This window comes from Antarcticimicrobium luteum, assembly GCF_004358185.1.
Taxonomy (GTDB): Bacteria; Pseudomonadota; Alphaproteobacteria; order Rhodobacterales; family Rhodobacteraceae; genus Antarcticimicrobium; species Antarcticimicrobium luteum.
The window spans coordinates 15,289-41,071 of the sequence record NZ_SMUV01000063.1; the positions used below are offsets into that span (position 1 = coordinate 15,289).

The window sequence follows — 25,783 nt, forward strand, 5'->3', positions numbered from 1 at the left end:
CCGCCATGCCGATCTGGAAATCCCTGTTGTCGCGGCCTGACGCGATCCTCGCCCTGATCCTGCTGGGGGCGGTTGTCCTCGCCGGCGTGCTGGCGCCGCTGATCTTTCCGGGCGGGCCGTGGCGGATGGTGGCCCGCCCGTTCATCGCGCCCTTTACCGATATGGGCCATCCGCTGGGCACCGATGCGCTGGGGCGCGATCTGGCGGTCGCGCTGATCTACGGCGCGCGCACCTCGCTGGAGATCGGCTTGGTCTCGACCTGCGCGGCGGTCCTGTTCGGCACCGCCATCGGCGGTATCGCCGGGTTTTTCGGCGGCCGCGTCGACAGCCTGCTGATGCGCAGCACCGAGATGTTCCAGACCGTCCCCAGCTTTGCGCTGGCGATCCTGCTGGTGGCGATCTATTCGCCCTCGCTGCTGTCCATCATGGCGGCGATCGCGGTGGTCAGCTGGCCGCCGGTCGCCCGGCTGGCGCGGGCCGAGTTCCTGTCGATGCGTCGGCGCGAATTCGTGCAGGCGGCGCTGTTGTCAGGGCAGTCGAACCTGCGCGTGGCCTGGTCGCAGATCCTGCCCAACGTGCTGTCACCGCTGATCGTGATGGCGGCGCTGATGATCTCGATGGCGATCCTGTTCGAAAGCGCGCTGTCCTTCGTCGGCCTCGGCGATCCGCAGGTGGTCAGCTGGGGCTATCTGATCAGCGCCGGGCGCGGGGTGATGGCGCGCAGCTGGTGGCTGACCTTTCTTCCGGGTTTCTCGATCATGCTCACCATCGTGTCGATCAGCATTCTGGGTGATGCGATCGGCGACAGCCAGGATCCCCATTTCGAGCGCAAGGAGACCGAATGATGACGGACCCAATTCTTGACGTCAGGGATCTTTGCGTCGATCTGCGGGGCGGATCGCGGATCGTCGAGGACATCTCGCTTTCGGTTACGCCGGGGCAGACCGTCTGCCTGGTGGGAGAGAGCGGATCGGGCAAATCCATGATCGCCAATGCGATCATGGACCTGCTGCCGGGATCGTTGCTGGCGGTGAGCCGCGGGCAAATCCGGTTTCATGGCGCCGATCTGCGCCTGTGCGGCCATCGGGCGCTGCGCGAGCTGCGCGGCCGGCGGATCAGCATGATCTTCCAGGATCCGATGTCGGCGCTGAACCCGGTGCGGCGGATCCGCACCCAGTTCGACGAGGTGTTCTCGGCCCACGGGGTGGAGCCCGAGGGCGGGCGCGAGGCGCGAATGCTGGAGCTGCTGGAGCTTGCGCATCTGCCGACCCCGCGCCGCATCCTCGACGCCTTTCCGTTCGAGCTGTCCGGCGGGCAGCGGCAGCGGGTGATGATCTCGATGGCGATGGCGCTGAACCCCGATCTGCTGATCGCGGACGAGCCGACCACCGCGCTCGATGTCACCACCCAGGCGCAGATCCTGCAATTGATTGCCGAGTTGCAGCGGGCCTTTGGCACCGGCGTTCTGTTCATCACCCATGATTTCGGCGTGGTGGCCGAGATCGCCGATCGGGTGGTGGTGCTGCGCCATGGCAAGATCGTCGAGCAGGGGCCGCTGGACGAGATCCTGCGCGCTCCGCGCGCGGCCTATACCCGGACGCTGATCGACGCGGTGCCCGCCTGGAACCCGCGCGCGGGGGGGCTTTCGACGCCGGCGCTGGTATCGGCGCGGGCACTGGGAAAGGTGTTCAAGGGGGGCGCCACCGCGCTGGACGAGGTATCGATGGATCTGCTGGCAGGCGAGACGCTGGGCATCGTCGGCGAAAGCGGGTCGGGCAAGTCGACCCTGGCCAAATGCCTGATCGGACTGGAGGAGCCGGACCACGGCGGGATCGTGATGGACGGCACCGACATCACCGCGCTGCCGGCGGCGCAGAAACGCCTCAGACGCCACAGGATGCAGATGGTGTTCCAGGATCCCACCGCGGCGCTGAACCCGCGCCACATGATCGGGCGCACGCTGGCCGACGTGCTGAAGGTGAACGGCTGCGCCCGCCCCGATCTGCGCGCGCGGGCGCTGGCGCTGCTCGACGACGTGAGGCTGGACCGCAGGCTGATCGACCGGTTTCCGCATGAGCTGTCCGGCGGTCAGCGCCAGCGGGTCTGCATCGCCCGCGCGCTGGCGGCAAACCCCGAGGTGCTGATCGCCGACGAGGCGCTCTCGGCGCTCGATGTCTCGGTGCAGAAACAGATGCTGGCGCTGTTCCAGGATCTGAAGGAGGCGCGGGATCTGGCGATCCTGTTCATCACCCACGATCTGCGGGTCGCCGCCGAGATCTGCGATCACGTGGTGGTCATGCGTCACGGCGGCGTCGTGGCCCGCGGCACGCCCGAGGCGGTACTCGCGGCCGGACGCCATCCCTACGTCGAGGAGCTGCTGGCGGCGATTCCCGGCCAGGACTGGTTCCCGGCGGGGGGCGCGGCGGCCGCCCGCGGCGCCGGGCGTTGTGCAATTTAACCGAGGAAATGCAGGAAATGAATGTAGCACCAAGACCCGCGATTGCGTCGATCCTTCCCGATGCGATCGACTGGCGGCGGGATTTTCACCGGCACCCCGAACTGATGTACGAGCTGCCGCGCACCGCCGGTATCGTCGCCGCGCGGTTGCGGGAGTTCGGATTTGACGAGGTGATCGAGGGCGTCGGCCGGACAGGGGTTCTGGGCCTTCTGCACGGCGCCAACGGCGCCGCCGCGACACCTGAGCGGCGCGTGTTGTTCCGCGCCGACATGGACGCGTTGCCGATCGAAGAGGCCAGCGGCGTGGCCCATGCCTCGGAGGCGCCGGGGCGGATGCACGCCTGCGGCCATGACGGGCACACCGCGATCCTGCTGGGCGCCGCCCGGCTGCTGGCGCAGACCCGCGCCTTCGACGGCACGCTGGTGTTCTGCTTCCAGCCCGCCGAAGAGGGGCAGGCCGGCGCCCAGGCGATGATCGACGACGGCATGCTGGAGCGGTTTCCGGTCAAGGGCGCCTATGCGCTGCACAACTGGCCGGGGATGCCGGTGGGGGAATTCGGCGTCATGCGCGGCGCGGCGATGGCCTCGGCCGACGGGGTGTTCATCACCGTGCGGGGCAAGGGCGGGCACGCCGCTGCGCCCAATACCGCGCGCGATCCGATCGTCGCCGCGGGCCATATCATCACCGCGGTGCAGACCATCGTCAGCCGCGTCGTCGATCCTTTCGAAAAGGCGGTGGTCTCGATCACCGCGATCAACGGCGGCGATGCCTTCAACGTGATCCCGGACACGGTCGAGATGAAATGCGGGTTCCGCTGTTTTTCCGAAGACGTGGGCAGGGTGATCGAGGAGGAGCTGTGGCGGATCTGCGAAAAGACCGGCGAGGCCTTTGGCGTCGCGGTCGAGGTGAAGCGTCCGCCGCTCACCCCCTATCCGCCGACGGTCAACCATCCCGCTGAGACCGAGATCGCGTTGGTGGCGATGCGCGCGGCGGTGGGCGGGGACAGGGTCAGCGACGATCTGCCCCCGGTCATGGGATCGGAGGATTTCGCCTTTGTCCTGCGCCAGGTGCCGGGCGCCTATGTGCTGATCGGCAATGGCGGGTCCGCCGCGCTGCACAATCCGGGCTATGATTTCGACGACGGCGCCATCGCGCCCGGAATCGCCTATTGGAGCGAGCTGGCCGCGCGCGTTCTGCCGCTCTGACCGGCTGGCAGGTCCGGGTCCGGGCCGGGCGGCGCCTCAGGCCTCGTAGGTGACGCGCCCGCCGGCGATGGTCACCTGCGCGCGGGCCTTGTCCAGATCGCCTGGCTCCAGCGCCTCCAGATCGTGGGACATCACCGCGATGTCGGCCATCATGCCGGGGGTCAGGCGCCCCTTGCGGTCCTCGTGAAATTCGACCCAGGCGTTGTCGGCGGTGTAGGATTTCAGCGTATCGTGCAGGCTCTGGCGCTGATCGCGCCAGGGCGGCGGCATCGGGACCGGCGCCACGGCGGCCTTGACGTTGGGCATCACGTCGACCGGGATCACCGGCCAGTCGGTCGAGAAGATCACCGGCGCGCCGGTTTCGCGGATGTCCTGCCAGGCATAGGCGGTGGGGATCTGGTGCGGGTGCAGCATCCGGCCCGCCCCATCGGGCGGAAAGACGCCGCCAAAGGGCGCATGGCCCGGCTGGATCGAGGCGACCACGTCCAGATCCCGGAACCGGGGCAGGTCGTCGGGATGCAGCACCTCGATATGTTCGATGCGATGCCGGCTGTCGCGTTTGCCGTTGGCGCGCTGGGCGGCCTCATAGGCGTCCAGTGTCTGACGCACACCCAGATCGCCGATGGCATGGACCGAGATCTGTAGCCCCATCGCATCGGCCTTGATACAGGCGGCCTCGAAATGGGGATAGTCGAAGACGGCATCGCCCACGGTGTCGAGGCCGGGGTAGGGCTCCAGCATCAGCGCGGTGGAGCTTTCGACCACGCCGTCGATGAACATCTTGACGCGATTGCACCAGACCCAGTCGCCCTGGTATCGCGCGCGCATCTCTTCGGCCTCGGCAAAGCGGTCGAGGCTGTCGAAACTCTTGAAATGGAACGGCACCTCGACCCGGCAGAGCAGCTCGCCCTCCGCCTCCAGTTCGGACAGCAGTTCGAGCGTGTAGAAATTGCCGTCCATATTGTGCAGTCCGGTGATCCCGTGGCTGGCGCAGTGTTTCAGCCCCTGGACAATGGCGGCCTTGTCGAGCGCGCGTTCGGCGGCGGTGGCCGGCGGCACCGGGTCGGCGCCGGTGACCATGCCCAGCAGGTCGCGGCCGCCGTGCCGGGTCAGTTTCAGCACCGGGGCAAAGGCGCTCGCCTCGCGCAGCTCTCCGGTGGCGGTTCCGTCCGCGGCCATGAGGATCTCGGCGCCCTGATCGACCTCGCCGCCATGCAGCAGCCCGGCCAGTTCCAGCGCCCTGGTATTGGCCCAGATCGTGTGGTGATCGGGGGCAAACATGGCAAAGGGGCGATCCGGCAGAACCCGGTCGAGATCCTGCCGCGTGGTGTAGTGGCCGGGGGCGATGATCGCGTAATCGGCCTGCACCGCAAAGACGACCTGATCGTCCGGGTGTCGGGCGGCCCAGTCGCGCACCGTCGCGGTGAGCGCGTCGAGCCCCTGCACTCCGTAGAGGTCGAGGCAGGCCAGTTCGACCGCGCCGCCGAACAGATGCACGTGGCTGTCGATGAAGCCGGGCAAGACCGTCGCGCCGCAGGCGTCGATCACCCGTGTGCCGGGTCCGGCCAGGGCGCGAATCCCGCCGCTGTCGCCGATGGCGGTGATCCTGCCGCCGGAGACGGCCAGCGCCTCGGCCGTCGGGCGCTCGGCGTCAAAGGTCATCAGGCGACCGTTCAGGATCACGATGTCGGGGGTCATGGGCAGGGCTCCGTCAGAGGGGGACGGGCGGCCCGGATGAGGGCCGCCCGAGAGGTCTTTTATTTCTGAAGTTCGGTCCAGATCGCGGTGTAGATCTTCTGCGCCTCGGGCGGGCAGGTTCTGGACAGGACGCCGGCCGCCTTCAGCTCGTCCGAGGGGTTCACCTCGGGCGCGGTCTTGAGCTCGTCATCCATGAAGGCGTCGGAGCCCTTGATGCCGTTGGCGTATTTGGCGAAGTTGGACAGCATCGCGGCGTTCTCGGGCGCCATGATGAAGTTCAGGAACAGCTTGGCGTTCTCGACGTTCTGGGCGTCGGCGAGGATGGCGGCGTTGTCCATCCACACCGGATAGCCGTCGATCGGATAGCCATAGGCGATATCGGGATTCTGCAGGCGGGCGCGCATCGAGGCGCCGTTCCAGTTCACGCCGGCCGCCAGATCGCCCTTGGCGTATTTCTCGATATTGCCGTAGTCCATCGACAGCCAGTGCTGCTTGGCCTCGACCAGTTTGTCGCGCACCTTTTTCAGCACCTCCTTGTCGGTGGTGCACTGCTCGCCGCCCATGTAGTAGATGGCGGTGGACATCACATCCATCATCTCGGGCACGACGTTGATCTTGCCCTTCAACTCGTCCGGGGGATCGAGATAGAGCCCGGCGGTATTGATATCGCCCTTGAAGACGCTGGTGTTGACGGTGATGCCGACGGTACCCCACTGCCACGGCACGGTATAGTTGCGGCCGGGATCGAAATCGACGTCGACCCACTGCGGGTCCATATGCTGGAAGTTCTCCATCTCGTTGGGCTTTGACTCCATCAACAGCCCTTCGGAGATGAAGATCGGGATGTAAGTGCCCGAGGGAACGACGATATCGAAGCCGTGACCGCCGGCCTTGATCTTGGCCAGCGCGGTGTCGTTGCTGTCGAAATCGGTGATCGTCACATCGATGTCATAGGCTTTTTCGAATTTCTCGATCAGCTCGGGGCTGGTGTAGTTGCCCCAGTTGAAGAGGTTGAGCTTGCCCTCGGCTGAGGCCGTGCCGGCGATGGCCAGCGCGGCTAGGGTTGCAAAGGATGTCGTCAGTTTCATGGTCTTGCTCTCCTGTTGGTTCTCTTGGTTATTTTCTTGTCCGGCTGAGAAAGAAGAAGGCGATCACCAAGATCACGGAAATGGCCAGTAGCGCCGTCGAGATGGCGTTGACCTCTGGCGTGACGACTCGGCGCAGCTGTCCCAGCATGTAGGTCGGCAGTGTATCCTGACCGGCGGATTTCACGAACTCGGTAATGACCACGTCATCCAGAGAAATGACGAAAGCCAGCATCGCGCCGGCCAGGATGCCGGGCCAGAGCTGGGGCAGGGTGACCCGGCGAAACACCTGCCAGGGCGTGGCGTAGAGATCCATCGCCGCCTGTTCCAGGCTCAGGTCCATCCCCTGAAGCCGGGCCCGGATCGGCATGTAGGCGAAGGGGATGCAAAAGGCGGAATGCGCGATGATGAGATAGAACAGGCCGGTATACCCTGTGCCCACCTTGATCATCGCGAAGAAGATCAGCAGTGCCACGGCGGTGACGATTTCCGGCACCATCAGCGGCTGATTGATCAGCGCAAAGGCGAAGGTATAGCCGCGAAAGCTGCCCTGCCGGGTCGTCGCCAGCGCCGCCAGGACCGCGCAGATGGTGGCGATGCCGGCCGCCCAGGCCGCAATCACCAGCGAGCGGATGGTCGCCGCCTGGACCTGATCGTTCTGCCAGGCGGTCTGATACCAGCGCCAGCTGAACCCCTCCCATATGGCGATCGAGGTGCCGGCGTTGAACGAATAGACCACCAGCAGGATGATCGGCAGGTAGAGCACCACGAAACAGGCCATGGCGATGGTGGAAAAGCCGGTCTGGCGGCGGATGTCGAACCCCTTAGCCATGCCGCACCTCATCGTCGCCGGCGGCCCGGACATAAAGGATCAGCGCCACCATCACGATGGCCAGCAGCGTCAGCGACAGCGCCGCCCCCAGCGGCCAGTTGCGGCCGGCGCCGAATTGCAGCTCGATCAGGTTGCCCAGCATCAGCTGCTTGCCGCCGCCCAGAACCCGCGGCGTGACATAGGCGCCCAGCGAGGGCACGAATACCAGGATCGAGCCCGCGATCACCCCCGGCTTGACCAGCGGAAAGATCACCCGGCGCAGCACCTGCCAGCGGGTCGCGTAAAGGTCATAGCCGGCCTCGACCAGGCTGAAGTCGAACCGCTCCATCGAGGCGTAGATCGGCAGCACCATCAGCGGCAGATAGACATAGGCCATCCCCAGCAGGATCGAAAATTCGGTGAACAGCATCTGGATCGGCTCGTCGATGATCCCCAGCGCCATCAGCGCGCTGTTCACGGTGCCCTCGGCGCGGATCAGCTCCATGATGGCGAAGGTCCGGATCAGCAGGTTGGTCCAGAACGGGATCATGATCAGGAGCATCCAGAAATCGCGCTTTTCCTTCGGTCGGGTGGCGATGAAATAGGCGGTGGGAAACCCGAAGATGAAGGTCAGCACCGCAGTCATGAAGGACAGTTTGATCGACCGCCAGAAGATCGACAGATGCGCATCGGCAAAGCCGAGCTGTTCGGTGAAGAAATCGCGTTCCAGCACCACGCTGAACCAGGCGTCGGGCGAAAAGTGCCAGACGACGCCGCCGTAATCCCCCGACGCGAGGAAGGAATAGATCACCACGATCAGCAGCGGGCCGGATGCGGCAAAGAGCAGCACCGCCAGGGCCGGGGACAGGAGCAGCCAGCGCGAGCGGGGAGTGAGATCGGTGCCGTCGCTCATCACCTCAATCCCTCAGAACCTGGCCGACGCCGGGGGACAGGATCACGCCCACGCGATCGCCGGTCCGGTGGGTCTGGGCCTGATCGGGCTGGTTCTGCTGGCGCAGCACGAACCGCGTCCCGTCGTCCAGCATTACATGAAAATGGGTATCGGTGCCGAAATAGACGATGTTCTCCAGCGCGCCGGCCAGGGTTGCCCCCTCGACAGGGCCCGGGCTGGCGTGTTCGGGGCGCACGGCCAGCGTGACCGACCCGGGGGCCATGCCGTCCTGCGGCGCGCGGACCTGGGCCTCGGCCCCCGACGCCAGCCGCACCCGGGCCTGATCGCCCTCGACCGACAAGAGCTCGACAGCGAGGAAATTGGTGTCACCGATGAAGTCGGCGACGAACCGTTCCGCCGGGTGGTCATAGATGTCGCGTGGCCCGCCGATCTGGCGGATCTTGCCGGCGTTCATCACCGCGATCCGGTCGGACATGGTCAGGGCCTCTTCCTGATCGTGGGTGACAAAGACAAAGGTGATCCCGGTTTCCGATTGCAGCCGCTTCAACTCCAGCTGCATGTCCTTGCGCAGTTTGAAATCCAGCGCCGAGAGCGGCTCGTCCAGCAGCAGAACCTTGGGGCGGGGCGCCAACGCCCGGGCCAGCGCAACCCGCTGCTGCTGGCCGCCGGAAATCTCCGAGGTCTTGCGGCCCGCCATCTCGGTCATCCGCACCAGCGCCAGCATCTCGTCGACGGTGGCCTTTACCTCGGCGCGCGGCTTGTTCAGCATTTCCAGCCCGAAGGCGATATTCTGCGCCACGGTCATGTGGGGAAACAGCGCGTAGGACTGGAACACCGTGTTCACCGGGCGCCTGTAGGGCGGCAGGCTGACCAGGTTCTGCCCCTCCAGCGTGAGCGTGCCGCTGGTGGGCGCGATAAAGCCGGCGATCACCCGCAGCAGCGTTGTCTTGCCGCATCCGGACGGCCCGAGAAGGGTAAAGAACTCGTTCTCGCGGATTGTGACCGAAACCTCGTCCAACGCGGTAAACGGGGCCCCGCGGCCGGTGAAGACCTTGCTGACGGTGTCGATTTCTATCATGCGTTGATCCCCGGTTTCGCAATTTGATCAAAACTCAGGTTCCATGTGAAATCAAGCGTTCAGAGCGGGGCGGCGCGCACCGGAGCAGTTAACCTGTTGTTGTGCAAGCAAACTAGGCAGGTCGAATTTATGCGGCGGCCCCGGCGCGGCGGGCATCGGGGCCGGGCGGTCGAATTCACTGGAGGGCAGGGGCGCCGCGCCCGGAGTCCCGCGGCACAGGGGCGGTTGTGCGGGCAGGGCGAGGGCGACGCCGAATGCTGCGATGCAGCAGCAAATCTTTGCTCAAGCGTCTTGTCTAAAGGGAAATTTTCCGCAAACGTCCGTGCAGGGAAATAGGGAGGAAATCATGAAAACCTTTGTGACCGGGCTCGCCTCGGCGGCATTTTTCGCGGCCAGCGCGCTGGCGCTTCAGGCCGCCGAGACCACGATGCGCATCTCGCTTCAATTGCCGATGAAGAGCCATCTCGGCCAGAACCTGAAGATGTTCAAGGATGAGGTCGAGGCGACATCGAACGGCGATATCGCGGTCGAGATCTACGACAGCGCCCAGCTTTACAAGGACAAGGAAGTGCCGCAGGCCGTCGGCTCCGGCGCGATCGAGGCGGGCGTCGCCTCGCTGACGCGTTTTGTCGGCGATGTCCCGATGGTCGATATCTTCTACCAGCCGTTCCTTTTCGACAGTGAGGAGAAGGTGCGCAAGGCGGTGGCCCCGGGCAGCCCGGTGCGCGGCCCGATCGACGAGGCGATCCAGGGCACCGGCTCGACCGTGCTGTGGTGGCAAGCCTATGGCGGCGCCATCATGCTGTCCAATGGCGGTCCGATTTCCAGCCCCGAGGCCATGCAGGGCAAGAAGGTGCGGGTGTTCGGCAAGACGCTGGGCGATTTCACCACCGCCGCCGGCGGCGCGCCGACCATCATCTCGGGGTCCGAGCAGTATCTGGCCTATCAGCGCGGCACCGTCGATATCGGCATGACCGGCGTGTCCGGGGTGCAGTCGCGGTCGCTGTGGGAGGTGATGGACACGATCACCGTGACCAATCATGCGGACATCGAATTCATCGTCGTGGTCAATACCGACTGGTGGAACGCTCTGCCCCAGGCGCATAAGGACATCATCGCGGCCGCCGCGCGCAATGCCGAGAACTCCGTGCGCGATGAGATGTCGGCCATCGAAGGGCGCGCCTATGCCGCCGCCAAAGAGAATGGCATGACCATCTACACCCCCACCGCCGACGAGCTTGCCCAGTGGCAGGCCGTGTCGCAGCCTGTCTACGACGCGTTCCTGGAAAAGACCGGCGATGCCGGCAAGGCGATGCTGGAGGCCGCGCGGGGGTTCTGATCCGCGCGATTTCACCGTCTGCCTGTTCACGCGGGCAGACGGGCCCCACAGACGGCCCCCTCTGACAGGACAGATCCAATGCGTCTGGTGACCGCGATCGAAACCGCCACCGCCTGGCTGGCGGCCAGCCTGCTGACCCTGAGCGGCGGTATGCTGACCTATGAGGTGGTGGCGCGCTATTTCTTCAATGCGCCGACGATCTGGGCGGCCGAGCTGAGCCAGCTGTGCCTGATCTGGGCCTGTCCGGTCGCGATGGGCTGGGCGCTGACACACCGGCGGCACATCCGCGTCACCGCGGTGACCGCGCAGTTGTCGCCGAGGCTGCGCCAATGGGCCGAGGTGCTGTCGATCCTTGTCATCCTGGTCTTTTCGCTGGTGGTTCTGGCCTATGGCTTCGAGATATTCTTTGACAGTTTCGAACGGCAGCGGACGACCGGCACGATGCTGGACATGCCGTCCTGGATCCCCGAGGCCTCGGTTCCGGCCGGTTTCGCCCTGCTGATCCTGTCCTGCCTGACCAATCTGTGGCGGGCGCTCAGCGGCACTCTGCCCGATGAGGAAGGGGTGATGGAATGACCGTCATCGTGATCCTGGTCGCGCTGTTCGCGCTGCTGCTGGTCGGTGTGCCGGTGGCCTATGCGCTGGGCATGCTGGGGCTGTCGATGCTGTATCTCGGCGGGTTCTCGCCGCTGATGGCGCCGCAGGCGATCCTGTCGACGATGGACGGTTTCATCCTGCTGGCGGTGCCGCTGTTCCTGCTGATGTCCAATATCCTGCTGAAGGGCGGGGTCGGGCGCGACCTGTTCGCCGCAGTGCAGGCCTGGGTCGGGCACTGGCCCGGCGGGCTGGCGGTGGCGACGATCATCTCCTGCGGCATCTTCGCCGCCATCTCGGGCAGTTCGGTGGCCACCGCCGCCACCATCGGCACCGTCGCGGCGCCGGAAATGATCTCGCGCGGGTACAACCGGCGGTTCGTTTACGGGCTGCTGGCGGCGGGCGGAACGCTGGGCATCCTGATCCCGCCCTCGATCCCGCTAATCATCTATGGCTTCGTCACCGAGGAATCCGTCATCGCGCTGTTCATGGCCGGCATCGGACCGGGCCTGGCGCTGATCGCGCTGTTCATCCTCTATTCCATCCTCTCGGCGCGGTTCCTGCAAAGCTATACCCCGGTCGAGCCGGTCAGCTGGCCCGAGCGCTGGCGCGCCACGCTGCGGGCGGCGCCCTCGGTCGTGCTGGCGGCGGTGATCCTGGGCGGTATCTATTCCGGCGCCTTTACCCCGACCGAGGCCGCCGCCATCGGCTTTTCTGTGGCGCTGTTCATCACCGGCGTGATCCTGCGCAGCCTGACCTGGGCCAAGCTGTGGGGGGCGATGGTGGATTCGATGTCGACCACCGTCTCCATCCTGCTGATCATCGCCGGGGCCAAGATCTTCGGCAAGGCGATCACGCTCTATCGCATCCCGCAGGACATCTCGGCGTTCCTGTCGGACTGGGTGGCCACGCCGCTGGGGCTGATCGTCGTGGTCTCGGTGGTGCTGCTGCTGATGGGGCTGGTGTTCGAGGCGCTGTCGATGGTGCTGATCATGACGCCGGTGTTGCTGCCGGCGGCGCTGGCGATGCATTTCGATCCGATCTGGTTCGGGATCTACATGGTCATCCTGGTGGAATGCGCGCTGATCACGCCGCCGGTCGGACTGAACCTCTATGTGATCCAGTCGGTGACGAAATCCTCGCTCGGCGAGGTGTCGCGCGGCACCCTGCCGTTCCTCGTGCTGATGCTGCTGACCGTGGCGCTGCTCTATCTTTGGCCCGACCTCGCCCTTTATATTCCCTTCAAACTGTGACCCTGACCCCATGACCCGATCCCAACCCGACAAGCTGCGCGCGCTGCTGGCGCGCCCCGGCCTGATCACCATGCCCTGCTGTTTCGATCCGCTTTCTGCCAAGCTGATCGAGCAGGAGGGGTTTGCGCTGACCTTCATGTCGGGCTTTGCCTCGGCCGCCGCCCGGCTGGGGGCGCCCGACACCGGGTTGATGTCCTATGCCGAGGTGCTGGACCAGGGGCGCAACATCTGCAACGCGGTGTCGGTCCCGGTGATCGGCGACGGCGACACCGGCTATGGCAATGCGATGAACGTGAAACGCACGGTGAAGGGGTTCGCGCAGGCGGGCTTTGCGGCGGTGATGATCGAGGATCAGGTCGCCCCCAAACGCTGCGGCCATACCGCCGGCAAATCGGTGGTCACGCGCGACGAGGCGTTCGAGCGCATCCGCGCCGCCGCCGATGCCCGCGCCGAGGGGCATGACATCCTGATCCTGGCACGCACCGATGCCCGGCACGAGCACGGCCTGGACGAAGCCATTGCGCGCGCCCGCGAATTCAGGCGTCTGGGCGCGGACATCCTGTTCGTCGAGGCGCCCCGCGACGAGGGCGAGATGCGGCGCGTCTGTTCCGAACTCGAGGGGCCGAAAATGGCCAATATCGTCGAGGGCGGGCTGACCCCGGCGCTGGCGCCGAAGGAACTGGAGGCGATGGGGTTCAAGATCGCGGCCTATCCGCTGACGGTGATGGCGGCGGCCATGAAGGCTATGGTGGCGGCGCTGGACGCCTTCAAGACTGGCACCCCGCCGGCGGAACTGCTGATGCCCTTTGACGAGATGAAGACCCGGATCGGGTTCGACGCCTATTTCGATGAGGAAAAGCGCTACGCCGTCGACCGGACCGGCTGAGGGCGAAGGGCAGGTCGCGGCCCGGCCCATCCGCTCCGCAGGCGTTGCGGTGCGGCTTCGGTGTCACCCGGCGCTGCCTTCACGCTCTGCGATCCTGCGGTCCAGGTTCGACCGATCGGTCACCCCGGCGAAGTTCTCCGCCGTGCCGAAGCCTTCGGCGAACAGCAGATAGCGCTCGCCGGCGACCTTCAGCAACCGCGCAAGATCGGCCAGCGGATCGGGGTGGTCGTCGGTGCGCAGGTCGAGCCAGGGGTAGTCCTGGCCGCGGTGAATGCGCAACGCGGCGGACTGGCGGCCGCGCTTGTCGCCGCCGGCATCCTCGCCTGCGGCCATCGCCAGAAGCAGACGCTCGGCAAAGGGCAGGCCGGGATTGTCCAGATAGCACGAAAGCGTATCCGCGATCACCCGCGGTCCGGCCAGCATGTTGCCCGCCACCGAAACGCCCGGTGCGCCGCAATGACCGGCCCAGTCGACGCAGTCGGCGCCGGTATGGGCGGCGATCTCGCCGCTGGTGTCGATCATATGGGCCTGGCGCTGGGGCGCGCCGGAATCGCGGGCGATGAAATCCGCCAGAACCTCCTGCGCGCCTTCTCCGCCCTGCAACCGAAGGGCCCCTTCGACCCCCCACATCGGATTGATGAAGGCCTGGGTGGCGACCGCAGCCCCGGTGCGGATATGCGGCACCAGCGCACCAACGGCGAAAAAGCGGCTGGCCACGGCGATTCCCAGATGGCCGGTCGCCGGGTCGCGGGCGACGATGGAATAGGTCATGTCACCGCCTCCCTATCTGCCGACCGCATAGGCCTGCATCAGCCGCGGGGTTGCGGCGGCGCGCAGCAGCCCGTCGGCATCCCGCGCGGCGGCGGTCAGCCGGCCGATGGCCCAGGGTTCGGACACGTTGACATCGTGACCGCGCCCGCGCAGCTCGGCGATCACCTCGGCGCCGGCCGAGGGTTCGATCATCATCCGGCCGGGGTTGGCGACGCGGGGATAGAACGAGCCGGTGAAATGCTCGGAATGGAACAGCGGGGCGTCGATCACCTCCTGCATGTTCTGCTGCCCGTGCACGAGGCGCAGGAAAAAGATCAACTGCCACTGGTCCTGCTGGTCGCCGCCGGGGGTGCCGAAGGCCAGGTGCGGCCTGCCGTCCCTGAGCGCCAGCGAGGGGGTCAGGGTGGTGCGCGGACGATGCCCCGGGGCCAGGCTGGTGGGCAGCCCCTCGTCGAGCCAGAACATCTGGGCGCGGGAGTTGAGCGCGAAGCCCAGGCCGGGGATGATCGGCGAGGATTGCAGCCAGCCGCCCGAAGGGGTGGCCGAGACCATGTTGCCCCAGCGGTCGATCACGTCGACATGCACGGTGTCGCCGCGCCGGTTCGACAGATGCGCCATGGTCGGCTCGCCCGCATCGGCGCCGACGGACACCCCGGCGCTGGCGCCTGCGCGGTCGATGGCGGCCCGGGCCAGATGCTCCAGCCCCGGAAGGACGCCCGGCCGCTGCTCCAGCGAGGCGGCTCCGGTGATCAGTTTGCTGCGCCCGGCTGCGTAATCGTCGGACAGCAGCCGCTCCATGGGGATGTCGAAGAAATCGGGGTCGCCGTAATAGGCCTCCCGGTCCGCGTAAGAGAGTTTCATCGCCTCGATGACGGTATGGATGAAATCCGCGCCCATCAGCGGCATATCCGCGATGCCGGCGTGTTTCAGCAATTGCAGGCTTTGCAGCAGGACCGGCCCCTGGCTCCAGGGCGCCGTCTTGCAGACGGCCCAGTCGCCATAGTCGAGGGTGAGCGGCTCTTCCCAATGGGCGTGCCAGCCGGCGAGGTCATCGGCGCTCAGTACGCCCTTGCGCCGTTCGCCGGTGCCATCCATGACGCAGGCGTCCTTGAGATAGCCGCCGATCGCCTCGGCGATGAAGCCGCGATAGAAGGCGTCGCGCGCCTTGTCGATCTGCGCCTCGCGGCCGGAAACCGTCTCGGCCTCGGTCAGCAGCCGTTCCCAGGTGTCGGCAAGGGCCGGATTGCGGAACAGGCGGCCGGTGGCGGGGGCCTTGCCGCCCGGCATCCAGGTTTCGGCCGAGGTCGGCCATTCCTGTTCGAACAGCTCGCCCAGGCTTTCGATGGCGAGCGAGACACGCTCAAGCACCGGATGGCCCTGGCGGGCATAGTAGATCGCCGGTTCCAGCACCTCGCGCAGCGACATCGTGCCCTGATCGCGGAGCATCAGCATCCAGCCGTCGAAGGCGCCGGGGATCACGGTGGCCAGCAGCCCGGAGCCGGGGATCAGGTCCAGCCCCTCGTCGCGGTATTTGGCGATGGTTGCGCCCTGCGGCGCGCTGCCCTGACCGCACAGAACCTTTACCTTGTCCTCTTTGGCGGAATAGACGATCGCGGGCACCTCGCCGCCGGGTCCGTTCAGATGCGGTTCGACAACCTGCAGCACAAAGCCCATCGCCACCGCGGCGTCGAAGGCGTTGCCGCCCTTTTCGAGCAGGCCGAATCCGACCGAGGAGGCCAGCCAGTGGGTGGATGTCGCGACGCCGAAGGTGCCGGTGATCTCGGGGCGGGTAGTGAAAGCGGCCATTTGGGCTCCGTCTTGCGTTATCGTTTTCGAAGGTCGTTGAAGACCGAGGGGCCCACCGCCTGATAGAGCGAGGGGGTCCAGCGGCTGAGGACATGGGCGAGGTGATCGGATATCGCGTGTTCGGCGTGATCGGGGTCGCCACAGGTCAGTTCCTCAAGCAGGGCGCGATGTTCGACATCAACGCCGGCCTCCTGATAGAACCGGCGTGGCACCTCGACGCTGCTGAGGGTAAAGCGGTGAATGTGCAGGGCACAGCGCAGCAGCAGCGGCGAGAGCAGGTCCATATCCGCGGCGGAGGCCAGCGAGCAATGGAAGGCGCGGTCCAGCTCGCTGCTCCGGTAGAGGTCATCCTGTTTGTGCGCCTCGGCCATTTGCCGGATCACGCCGTCGATCTTGTCCTGATGCTGCGAAAAGTCGGCGGTGGCAATCTTGCGCGCCACGCCGCGCTCGATCGACAGGCGGATGCGCACCATCTCGACCGCCTCCTCGAGGCTGGTCTCGGTGACCCGGGTGCCGCGATAGCCGGACCGCTTGACCAGGCCGTCATCGTCGAGGCGCAATAGCGCCTCGCGGATGGTGCCCTGGCTGCATCCGAACCGTCCTGCGAGATCCTGTTCCAGCAGTTGCTGGTCGGGGAGGAGTTGCCGGAACAGAATCGCCCGTTTCAGCGCGATGTAGATCAGATCCGACTTTTTCCCGCCCAGATTTGGGAGGTCTGCGGTCAATTCACTCAGGGCGGGCTTCGGGCCTGTTGACATGTTTTCGCGCCTCTTCATACTATCAATATCGATAATGATAACGGCGCTCGGTGTCCAGTCAATTGGGCGGGAAGGCAGAAAAAGAATGACGCTTCTGCGCGTTGAAAATCTGGCGATAGACGTGGCGCGCGATGGTCAGTCCTGCCGTTTGGTTCATGACGCTCATTTCTCGGTGGATCGTGGGGAAACCCTTGCGATCGTTGGGGAATCCGGTTCCGGTAAATCCCTGACCGCGCTCGCCGTGATGGGCCTTCTGGGCGAGGGGCTGTCGGTCAGCGGCGGGCATATCCTGTTCGACGGCGAGGATCTGACGACGATTTCGGCGCGGCGTCACAACGATCTGCGCGGCAGCGGAATCGCTATGATCTTTCAGGAGCCGATGACCTCTCTGAACCCGGTGCGGTCGATCGAACGTCAGCTAACCGAGGGGATGCGCCTAAAAAATAGGCTAAGCCGCCGGGCGGCGCGCGCCCGCGCGCTGGAGTTGCTGACCGAGGTGGGAATCTCGGACCCGGAGCGTCGGCTGAAGCAATATCCGCACCAGCTTTCAGGCGGAATGCGCCAGCGGGTGATGATCGCCATCGCGCTGTCCTGCGAGCCAGAGCTGATCCTGGCGGACGAGCCGACCACGGCGCTGGACGTGACCATTCAGGCGCAGATCCTCAGCCTGACATCGCGGCTGTGCCGCGATCACGGGGTCGGCCTTGTCCTGATCACGCACAACCTTGGCATCGTCGCGCGCCATGCCCAGAACGTCGCCGTGATGTATGGCGGCCGTGTGGTGGAGCGGGCCACCGCGCGGCAGCTCTATCGCGATCCGCAGCATCCCTACACCCAGGGGCTTCTGGCCTCGGTGCCGCGGCTCGACCTGCCGCGCGACACGCCGCTGCGCCCGGTGCCCGGGGCGCCGCCCGACCCGACCGTGGCACTTCCCGGCTGCCGGTTCCATCCCCGCTGCCCGAAGGCGAGCGACATTTGCGCCGAACAGGTTCCCGATTTCATCGCCGAGGGCGGGCATGAGGTCGCCTGCTGGAACTCCGGCATCCAGAAACTGAAGAGCAAGGGGGCCGCGGCATGACGACGACCCGTCCGCTGCTGGAGGTGAACGACCTCCATGTCGGCTTCCCGATCCGCAAGGGCTTCTTTCAGCGCACTGTCGGAGAGGTCCGCGCGGTGAGCGGGGTATCCTTCTCGGTTCCGCGCGGCACCTCTTTCGGGCTGGTCGGGGAATCTGGGTGCGGCAAGACCACCGTCGCCCGCGCCGTGCTGCAACTGCTCGAACCGACGTCCGGCGTGATCCGGTTCGACGGCGAGGATGTCGCCAAGATGGACGCGGTCGCCCTGAGCCGGTTCCGGGGCAGGGTGCAGGCGGTGTTCCAGGATCCGTTCTCCTCCCTCAACCCCCGCATGAGCACCGGGCGGATCATTTCCGAGCCTCTGCGGGTGCACCGGCTCAAGCCCGAGAGCGAGATCAAGGCCGAGGTCGCCCGCCTGCTGGACATCTGCGGGCTGCCGGCCCGGTTCGCCGATCTTTATCCGCATGAAATGTCGGGCGGACAGCGCCAGCGCGTCGGCATCGCCCGGGCGCTGGCGATGAACCCCGAACTGATCGTCTGCGACGAGGCGGTCTCGGCGCTCGACGTGTCGATCCAGGCGCAGATCATCAATCTGCTCGAGGGGCTCCAGAAAGAGCTGGGCCTGACCTATCTGTTCATCGGTCACGACCTGTCGGTGGTGCGCCATATCTGTGATCAGGTGGCGGTGATGTATCTGGGCCGGATCGCCGAGACGGCGCCGTCGGACCCGCTCTTTGCCAGCCCGAAACACCCCTATACCCAGGCGCTGATCGACGCCGTGCCCAATCCGGATCCCGACTACGAGGCCGGGCGCGAGATCGTGCCGCTGGAGGGCGAAGTGCCCAGCCCCGCCAATCCGCCGTCGGGCTGTTTCTTTCACCCGCGCTGTCCGCGCGCAACCGACCGCTGCCGGCGCGAGGTGCCGCGCCTCGACCCGGTCGAACCCGGCCATATGGCGGCCTGCTGGGAGACCGGCACGCTTGTTCCGGCCGGCTGACGTCACTTTCGCAACAATAAAATCAACAGGGAGCCACTCATGACCAAGATCAAGAACCTGACCAAAGAGATGCGCAAATTGTGGGACGACGCCCACGACTATGACCCAAGCGATCCGATGCTGGGCCTGACCGGCAAGGATCTGTCCGGGCCGAAACTGTCGCGCCGCGCCACGCTGCGTCTGCTGGCCGCCGGCGGCGCGCTGACCGCGGCGCAACTGACGCCGGGGTTTTCCGGCATGGCCCGCGCGGCCGGCCATGGCGGCGGCACGCTGACCTGCGGCTGGGCCGGGGTGGCCGAGGTCCAGACCCTCGATCCGGCGCGGATCGATCAGGTGCTGCAATTCCAGATCGCCTCGAACGTACTGTCCGGGCTGATGCATATCGACGCCTCGCTGGTGGCCCAGGGCGATCTGGCCGAGACCTGGACGGTTTCGGATGATGGCCTTGAGTACATCTTCAAGCTGCGCGAGGGCGTTACCTTTCACAACGGCGATGCCTTCAATGCCGATGACGTCCTGTTCACCTTCGACCGCTCGTCCAACCCGGAAAAGTCGATCCACTCCAAGAACCTCGCCAATGTCGAAAAGCTTGAAAAGATGGGCAATTACGAGGTGAAGTTCACGCTGAAGCAACCGCAGGCCTCGTTCCTGACCAAGACGCTGGAACGCGCCTCGGGACGGGCGATGACCATCGTGTCCAGGGGCGCGCTGGAGCAGATGGGCGAGGCCCAGTATGGCCTGACCCCGGTCGGCACCGGCCCGTTCAAGGTGACCGAACATGTGCTGGGCCAGGGCGTGGTGCTGGAGAAATTCGCCGATTACTACGACCCCGAGCGGCCCAAGCTCGACAAGGTGATCATCAAGCCGATCGACGGGGTGGAGCCGATCGCCGCCGCGCTGGAGGCGGGCGATATCCAGTATATCGGCGGCAACCCGTTGGCGGCGCAGCTGATCGACCGGTTCAAGTCCAACTCCGATCTGGTGGTCGACATCAAGCCGGCCCCGGGGTTCCAGTCGGTCTGGATGAACCCCTGGCGCGAGCCGATGAAGGTCACCGATTTCGACAAGCCGATGGACGAGCTGATGAAGGACAAGGGCTTCATGGTCCGTCTGGCGCTGGCCAAGGCGCTGGACCGCGACACCTATGTCAAACAGGCGCATTTCGGCTATGCGGTGCCCGGTTACGGCACCATCAACCCGGCGATGGCCTTTTACTATGACGAGGGGATCGCGGATAAATCCATGCAGGCCTTCGACCCCGACGGCGCCCGCGCGCTGCTGGCCGAGGCCGGATTCCCCGGCGGCGAGGGCTTTCCCGAGCTGGAGCTGATCACCACCCCCGGTCAGAAACGCAACGGTCTGGTGCTGGCCAACATCTACAAGCAGGTGCTGGGCATCACCATCAAGGTCGTGCCCAAGGAATTCTCGGTCGGTATCCAGGATTTCAACAACTGCGAATTCGACATGCGGCTGGGCGGCTCGGGCGGCGACTATGACCCCGATGACGGCATCGTCGACTGGATGAAGACCACGTCGAAGTTCAACGGCCGGACCCGCGACACCGCGAAATACGCCTTTGGCTATTTCAGCAATGCCGAGGCGGATCAGCTGATCGACGATCAGTCGGTGACCGCCGATCTGGAAAAGCGCCGCGAGATGGTGCGCAAGGCCAACCAGATCACCTCCGACCGGGTCGCCTGCGGCTTTCTCTACCATCCGGTCGACGTTCAGGTGCGCCACAAGTCGGTGACTTTCCCCGAAGAGAGCCGCATTCCCGGGCTGCACGACTTTGACCGCGTGACCCTCGGCTGAGGCGACATATCCCGTTCCGGGCCGGCCTGCCGCCGGCCCGGTTCCCCCAGTTCAGAAAGGACGGTTCCGGTGGCAAGCTATATGCTGCGCAGATTGATCGGCTCGGTCATCGTGATGTGGGCGGTGGCCACGCTGGTGTTCTTCATGCTGCGCTTCGTGCCCGGCGATCCGGTCGCCGCCATGCTCGCGGATGCGGGCGGCCCGGACGAGATCGCCGCGATGAAACGGCAGCTCGGACTCGACCGCTCGCTCTTCGTGCAATATGCGATCTGGTTCCAGAACATGCTTCACGGCGATCTGGGCGCGTCGATCTATGGCAGCCGTGCGGCGGTCACCGACGTTCTGGCCGAGGCGATCCCGCGCACCCTGTCGCTGTCGCTGCTGGCCTTTGTCATCGCGCTGATCATCGCCGTTCCGGCCGGCATCCTGTCGGCGACGCGCCGCAACAGCGCGACCGATACCACGGTGTCGCTGCTGGCCTTTCTGGGGTTGTCGATGCCGGATTTCTGGCTGGCGATCCTGCTGATCATCGTCTTTGCCGCCAATCTGCAATGGCTGCCCGCCATCGGCTATGCGCCGCTGGCCGACGGGCTCTGGCCCTGGCTTAGTCACCTCATCCTGCCGGCGGTCGCCATCGGCACGGCGTTTTCGGCGATCATCGCGCGGATGATCCGTTCCTCGCTGCTCGAGGTGCTGAAATCCGACTATATGCGCACGGCGCGGGCCAAGGGGCTGACGCCCTGGATGATCATGTTCGGCCATGCGCTGCCCAATGCGATGATCCCGGTGATTACCGTGATCGGGATCGCCTTCGCGCTGCTGATCTCTGGTGCCGTGGTGGTCGAGAATGTCTTTGCGATCAAGGGTCTGGGCCGCGTTCTGATCGAAGGCATCCTGAACCGCGATTACCCGGTGGTGCAGGGGGCGGTGCTGGTTGTCTCTGCCATCTTCGTCTTTTCCAATCTCATCGTCGATCTGCTCTACGGGGTGATCGACCCGCGCATTCGGCTGAACTGATGACAGATACCACCCAAAACCCGGAGACGGACCCGCTGCCCAGGCGCCGGTCGCGGTTCCGCGCGACGCTGGTCCGGGACCGCAAGGCGCAGGCCGGGCTGGCCGTCCTGATCCTGTTCGTGATCGGCGCGGTGTTCGCGCCGCTGCTCTCGCCCTTCGACCCCAACGCGATGACGCTCGACATGATGTCGGGGCTCAGCTGGACGCATCCGCTGGGGACCGACGATCTGGGCCGCGACCTGCTCAGCCGGATCCTGCACGGCACCCGGGTGTCGCTGTTCATCGGCATTTCCACCGTGGGCATCGCGCTGGCGATCGGCATCGCGCTGGGGCTGGTCGCGGGCTATTTCGGCGGCTGGCTCGATCTGCTGATCATGCGCTATATCGACCTGCAGTGGGCGTTCCCGAACTTCATCATCGCGGTCTATCTGGTCGCGGTGTTCGGCACCGGCCTGTTGAACGTGATCGTGGCGCTGTCGCTGGCCTTCATCGACGATTTCGCCCGTGTCGCCCGCTCCATGACCCTGTCGCTGCGCGAAGAGCAATATGTCGATGCCGCCCGCACGCTGGGCTTTTCCAAGGGGCGCACGCTGTTCATCCACATCCTGCCCAATGCGGTGGCGCCGATCATCGTGCAGGCCACCGTCAGCGTGTCCTATGCTATTCTGGGCGAGGCAAGCCTGTCGTTCCTCGGCCTCGGCGTCGATGCCTATACGCCGACCTGGGGGCTGATCCTGGCGGACGGGCGCGGCTTTATCACCCAGGCGTGGTGGCTGGGCGTGTTTCCGGGGCTGGCGATCATGCTGGTGGTTCTGGCGATCAATTTTGTCGGCGACTGGCTGCGCGATGCGCTGGATGTACGCCAGGCGGTGGGCGACTGACCGCCGCATTTCGAAACAACCTGCCTGTGAGGTGAGAGCATGGAAGACCAAACCATTACCGAGGCCGATATCGAGGCCGCCGAGCGGCTGATGGGCATCGCCTATACCGCGCGCGAGAGGGCGCAGATGGTGGGCAACCTCGACGGCCAGATCGCCTCCTCCGTGGCGCGGCGGGGCGTCGAGATGCCCAATACGGTGCCGATGGCACTGCGCTTCGATCCGCGGCTGCCGGGGTTCCAGATGCCGGTCGCGGTGGGCGTGAGCGCCAGCGAACCGGCGGCGCCGCTGCCCGACGATGACGCCGACATCGCCTTTGCCTGCCTGCCCGAGCTTGGTGCCTGGATCCGCTCCGGCGCGCTCAGCAGCCGGCGGCTCACGCAGATCTATCTGGACCGGATCGAACAGCTCAATCCGCATCTGTTCTGCTTTGCAACCGTCACCGCCGATCTGGCGCTGGCCGAGGCCGACGCGATGGACGCGCTGCTGGCCAAGGGCACCTGTCTGGGGCCGCTGCATGGCATCCCCTACGGCGTAAAGGATCTGTTCGACACCAAGGGCATTGTCACCGGCTGGGGCGCCGAGCCGTTTCAGGACCGGGTGCCGGAGGCGGACGCGCGCATCGTCACCCTGCTGCGGCAGGCGGGCGCGGTGTTGCTGGGCAAGACCACGCTGGGCGCGCTGGCCTATAACGACATCTGGTACGGCGGCCGCACCCGCAACCCGTTCAATATCGAAGAGGGCGCCTCGGGGTCCAGCGCCGGCTCGGCCTCGGCCACCGCCGCCGGGCTTTGCGGGTTCTCCATCGGGACCGAGACGCTGGGCTCGATCACCTCGCCCAGCCAGCGCTGCGGCACCACCGGGCTGCGCCCCACCTTCGGGCGGGTCAGCCGGGCCGGGGCGATGGCGCTGTGCTGGTCGCTGGACAAGGTCGGGCCAATCTGCCGCGGGGTCGAGGACACCGCGCTGGTGCTCGACGCGCTGAACGGGGCCGATCCGGCCGACCGCTGCACGATCCAGGCGCCGCTGGCCTTCGATGCCGCCAAGGGGATCGAGGGGCTGAAGCTCGGCTATCTGCCCGACGCCTTCGGCGAAGGTGCGACGGACATCGATCGCGCGGCGCTGGCGGCGGCGAAGGAGCTGGGCATTGAGGTGGTCGAGGTCTCGCTGCCCGATCTGCCCTATGGCGCGCTGATGAACATCCTCTATGCCGAGGCGGCGGCGGCGTTCGAACACCTGACGCTCTCGGATCTCGACGACACGCTGACCTGGCAGGGTGACGGGGCGTGGCCCAACACCTTTCGCAAGGCGCGGTTCCTGTCGGCGGTCGACCACGTGCAGCTCGACCGGCTGCGTTATCTGGTGATGCAGGCGCTGGACGGGCTGTTCGACGAGGTCGACGCGCTGATCGGCCCGTTCATGACCGGACCGATGCTGGTCGCCTCGAACTTCACCGGCCATCCCTGCCTGCATCTGCGGGCGGGCTTCGACCAGCTCGGCACCCGCAGCCCGGCCTCGCTGGGCGCCGGCAAGCTGACCACCGGCGAGGCGGACGAGAGCGGCGAAACCCACCGGGTGCCGCAGGGCATCTCGCTCTGGGGGCGGCTGTTCGAGGAGGGGACGATCCTCAACATCGGACAGGCGCTGGAGGCCCGGCTGGCCGTCGCCGCCGAGCGTCCGGTCCTGCCAGCCTGAACCGATACATAACGACCCCGAACGGGGCGCTTGCAGAACGTAGTCCGGGCCGATGCCGCCCATTCACCCAACAAGGAGACGACCATGAAACGCAGAGACTTCCTGAAATCCACATCGGCCCTGATGGGGGGCACGATCCTCTATGCGACCGGGATTCCGGCCATGGCGCAGGCCGAGCCGGTCAGCGGCGGCACCCTGATCTGGGGCCATTCCGAGACCACCCAGAACCTCGACATGCACCAGACCGGCACCGCCTCGACCGGCCGGGTTCTTCAGAACGTGCACGACTCGATCGTCACCGTCGACAAGGATCTGAACGTGATCCCGAACCTCGCCGAGAGCTTCGAGATCAGCGCCGACGGCCTGGTCTATACCTTCAAGCTGCGCCCCGGCGTGGTCTTTCACAACGGGCAGAAGATGACCTCGGCCGACGTGAAATTCTCCTTCGAGCGCTGCAAGGATCCGGCCACCGGCGCGGTCAACTTCGAGGTGTTCAACAGCGTCGCCAGCATCGATACGCCCGACGATCTGACCGTCGTCATCACGCTCGGCCAGGTCAACGCGCCGTTCCTGTCGCGCCTGGCCGAAAACGGTGCCGGTGTGATCATGCCGACCGGCACCGGCGATGTGCAGGGCACCACGCCGATCGGCTGCGGCCCGTTCAAGTTCGTGCGCCGCGAGTTCGGCAACGAGGTCGAGCTGGCCCGCTTTGACGACTACTGGGGCGGCCCGGCCTATCTGGACAAGATCATCGCGCGCGAGATTACCGAACCCACCGTGCGCCTGACCGGGTTGCGCACCGGCGAGCTGCACATGATCAACGACATCCCGGCCGACCGGATCGCCGAGATCGAGGGCGACGACAAGTTCCAGGTCGTCTCCTGGTTCCCGCTGAACTGGGATTTCGTCAACTTCAACCACGACTTCGAGCCGTTCAAGAACCCCAAGGTGCGCGAGGCCTTCGATTACATGATCGACAAGGAGGCGCTGCTGGAGGGGGCGCTCTGGGGCCAGGGCGCGGTGACCGCATCGCCCAGCTACCCGACCTCGGCCTCCTACAATCATGACCTGAAGCAACGCCCGCAAGACTTTGAAAAGGCAAAGGCATTGCTGGCCGAGGCCGGCTATGGCGAGGGCGAGCTGTCGGTGGTGTTCAAAGCCACCACCAACTATCCCTACCACATCGAGGCCGCCCAGATCATGCTGGAGTGGTTCCGCATGGCCGGGGTCGACGCGACCATCGAACAGCTCACATGGTCGGACTGGCTGAGCCAGTGCTGGGTCGACAAGGATTTCCAGATCACCATGATGAACTTCTTCACTCTGTGGGAGCCGGATTTCCTCTACTACTCGCTGTGGAACACCGAGGGGGCCTTCAACTACCGCAAGATCTCCAACGCCAAGGTGGATGAACTGACCGCCAAGGCGCGGGTCACCGTCGATCCGCAGGCGCGCGCGGACATCTACAAGCAGGTGCAGACCGTCGTCCATGACGAGACGCTGGACGTGATCCTGTGGTTCCGCAACGGCACCATCGGCGCCCAGACCGGCGTGATGGGGCTGGACACCATCGTGCATCCCAACGGGTCGAACCTGAACTTCCACAAGGTCTGGCTGCAAAGCTGACCCGCAGACCGGGGCGCGCGCGATGGG

Annotated in this window: 22 protein-coding genes; 14 read left to right on the forward strand and 8 right to left on the reverse strand. The window is 65.9% G+C overall.

The window, feature by feature from the left end:
• Nucleotides 1-5: 5 nt before the first annotated feature.
• From E1832_RS09515 to E1832_RS09525, 3 genes are read left to right on the forward strand one after another with little or no spacing between them, the layout of a single operon-like run.
• A complete protein-coding gene (locus tag E1832_RS09515; protein WP_133359513.1) occupies nt 6-845 on the forward strand; it encodes an ABC transporter permease in 840 nt (279 codons plus the stop codon).
• Nucleotides 845-2,458, forward strand: coding sequence for a dipeptide ABC transporter ATP-binding protein (locus E1832_RS09520; RefSeq protein WP_133359514.1), 1,614 nt, complete (start codon nt 845-847; stop codon nt 2,456-2,458). The genes E1832_RS09515 and E1832_RS09520 overlap by 1 nt, the downstream gene beginning before the upstream one ends.
• A 17-nt stretch (nt 2,459-2,475) precedes the next feature.
• On the forward strand, nt 2,476-3,663 hold the full coding sequence (locus tag E1832_RS09525; protein WP_133359515.1) for a M20 aminoacylase family protein: 1,188 nt from the start codon (nt 2,476-2,478) through the stop codon (nt 3,661-3,663).
• A 36-nt stretch (nt 3,664-3,699) separates the two neighbouring features.
• Here E1832_RS09525 and E1832_RS09530 read toward each other — a convergent pair whose 3' ends face one another.
• From E1832_RS09530 to E1832_RS09550, 5 genes are read right to left on the reverse strand one after another with little or no spacing between them, the layout of a single operon-like run.
• Nucleotides 3,700-5,361 (reverse strand): amidohydrolase, encoded by a 1,662-nt coding sequence (locus tag E1832_RS09530; protein ID WP_206021034.1) that lies wholly within the window; start codon nt 5,359-5,361, stop codon nt 3,700-3,702.
• Nucleotides 5,362-5,420: 59 nt separating this feature from the next.
• Entirely contained in the window at nt 5,421-6,449 is a 1,029-nt protein-coding gene (locus E1832_RS09535) for an ABC transporter substrate-binding protein (protein WP_133359517.1), read from the reverse strand.
• Nucleotides 6,450-6,477: 28 nt separating this feature from the next.
• A complete protein-coding gene (locus tag E1832_RS09540; protein ID WP_133359518.1) occupies nt 6,478-7,278 on the reverse strand; it encodes an ABC transporter permease in 801 nt (266 codons plus the stop codon).
• Complete coding sequence (locus tag E1832_RS09545) at nt 7,271-8,170, reverse strand: ABC transporter permease (protein WP_133359519.1); 900 nt, start codon at nt 8,168-8,170, stop codon at nt 7,271-7,273. Before E1832_RS09545 ends, E1832_RS09540 begins: the two co-directional genes overlap by 8 nt.
• Before the next feature lie 4 nt (nt 8,171-8,174).
• Entirely contained in the window at nt 8,175-9,248 is a 1,074-nt protein-coding gene (locus E1832_RS09550) for an ABC transporter ATP-binding protein (protein WP_133359520.1), read from the reverse strand.
• A 346-nt stretch (nt 9,249-9,594) separates the two neighbouring features.
• On the opposite strand from E1832_RS09550, the gene E1832_RS09555 reads away from it, so the two are divergent.
• From E1832_RS09555 to E1832_RS09570, 4 genes are all read left to right on the forward strand, one after another.
• Nucleotides 9,595-10,587, forward strand: coding sequence for a TRAP transporter substrate-binding protein (locus E1832_RS09555; protein ID WP_133359521.1), 993 nt, complete (start codon nt 9,595-9,597; stop codon nt 10,585-10,587).
• Between the two features lie 78 nt (nt 10,588-10,665).
• Nucleotides 10,666-11,163 carry a TRAP transporter small permease gene (locus E1832_RS09560; protein ID WP_133359522.1) on the forward strand — a complete coding sequence of 166 codons (498 nt, stop codon included), beginning with the start codon at nt 10,666-10,668 and terminating at the stop codon, nt 11,161-11,163.
• Complete coding sequence (locus E1832_RS09565; protein WP_133359523.1) at nt 11,160-12,434, forward strand: TRAP transporter large permease; 1,275 nt, start codon at nt 11,160-11,162, stop codon at nt 12,432-12,434. The genes E1832_RS09560 and E1832_RS09565 overlap by 4 nt, the downstream gene beginning before the upstream one ends.
• Before the next feature lie 10 nt (nt 12,435-12,444).
• A complete protein-coding gene (locus E1832_RS09570) occupies nt 12,445-13,320 on the forward strand; it encodes an isocitrate lyase/PEP mutase family protein (RefSeq protein WP_133359524.1) in 876 nt (291 codons plus the stop codon).
• Nucleotides 13,321-13,383: 63 nt separating this feature from the next.
• Here the strand turns inward: E1832_RS09570 and E1832_RS09575 are convergent, their stop codons facing one another.
• The 3 genes from E1832_RS09575 to E1832_RS09585 are packed head-to-tail and all read right to left on the reverse strand — an operon-like array spanning nt 13,384 to nt 16,622.
• A complete protein-coding gene (locus E1832_RS09575; protein ID WP_133359525.1) occupies nt 13,384-14,091 on the reverse strand; it encodes a DUF1028 domain-containing protein in 708 nt (235 codons plus the stop codon).
• 12 nt (nt 14,092-14,103) lie between these two features.
• Nucleotides 14,104-15,897, reverse strand: a complete 1,794-nt coding sequence (locus E1832_RS09580; RefSeq protein ID WP_133359526.1) for a gamma-glutamyltransferase family protein — start codon at nt 15,895-15,897, stop codon at nt 14,104-14,106.
• A 17-nt stretch (nt 15,898-15,914) separates the two neighbouring features.
• Nucleotides 15,915-16,622 (reverse strand): GntR family transcriptional regulator, encoded by a 708-nt coding sequence (locus E1832_RS09585; RefSeq protein ID WP_165978849.1) that lies wholly within the window; start codon nt 16,620-16,622, stop codon nt 15,915-15,917.
• Between the two features lie 118 nt (nt 16,623-16,740).
• Here E1832_RS09585 and E1832_RS09590 point away from each other — a divergent pair, with 118 nt between their 5' ends.
• The 7 genes from E1832_RS09590 (at nt 16,741) to E1832_RS09620 (ending at nt 25,756) form a co-directional block, all read left to right on the forward strand.
• Nucleotides 16,741-17,733 carry an ABC transporter ATP-binding protein gene (locus E1832_RS09590; protein ID WP_133359528.1) on the forward strand — a complete coding sequence of 331 codons (993 nt, stop codon included), beginning with the start codon at nt 16,741-16,743 and terminating at the stop codon, nt 17,731-17,733.
• Nucleotides 17,730-18,728, forward strand: coding sequence for an ABC transporter ATP-binding protein (locus E1832_RS09595; protein WP_133359529.1), 999 nt, complete (start codon nt 17,730-17,732; stop codon nt 18,726-18,728). Before E1832_RS09590 ends, E1832_RS09595 begins: the two co-directional genes overlap by 4 nt.
• A 39-nt stretch (nt 18,729-18,767) precedes the next feature.
• The gene (locus tag E1832_RS09600; RefSeq protein WP_133359530.1) at nt 18,768-20,540 is read left to right on the forward strand and encodes an ABC transporter substrate-binding protein; all 1,773 of its coding nucleotides are present in this window, start codon (nt 18,768-18,770) and stop codon (nt 20,538-20,540) included.
• A gap of 69 nt (nt 20,541-20,609) precedes the next feature.
• A complete protein-coding gene (locus E1832_RS09605) occupies nt 20,610-21,557 on the forward strand; it encodes an ABC transporter permease (protein WP_133359531.1) in 948 nt (315 codons plus the stop codon).
• Nucleotides 21,557-22,438 (forward strand): ABC transporter permease, encoded by an 882-nt coding sequence (locus E1832_RS09610; protein ID WP_133359532.1) that lies wholly within the window; start codon nt 21,557-21,559, stop codon nt 22,436-22,438. Before E1832_RS09605 ends, E1832_RS09610 begins: the two co-directional genes overlap by 1 nt.
• Nucleotides 22,439-22,477: 39 nt before the next feature.
• The gene (locus E1832_RS09615; protein ID WP_133359533.1) at nt 22,478-24,130 is read left to right on the forward strand and encodes an amidase; all 1,653 of its coding nucleotides are present in this window, start codon (nt 22,478-22,480) and stop codon (nt 24,128-24,130) included.
• Nucleotides 24,131-24,214: 84 nt separating this feature from the next.
• Entirely contained in the window at nt 24,215-25,756 is a 1,542-nt protein-coding gene (locus tag E1832_RS09620) for an ABC transporter substrate-binding protein (RefSeq protein ID WP_133359534.1), read from the forward strand.
• Nucleotides 25,757-25,783: the final 27 nt, after the last annotated feature.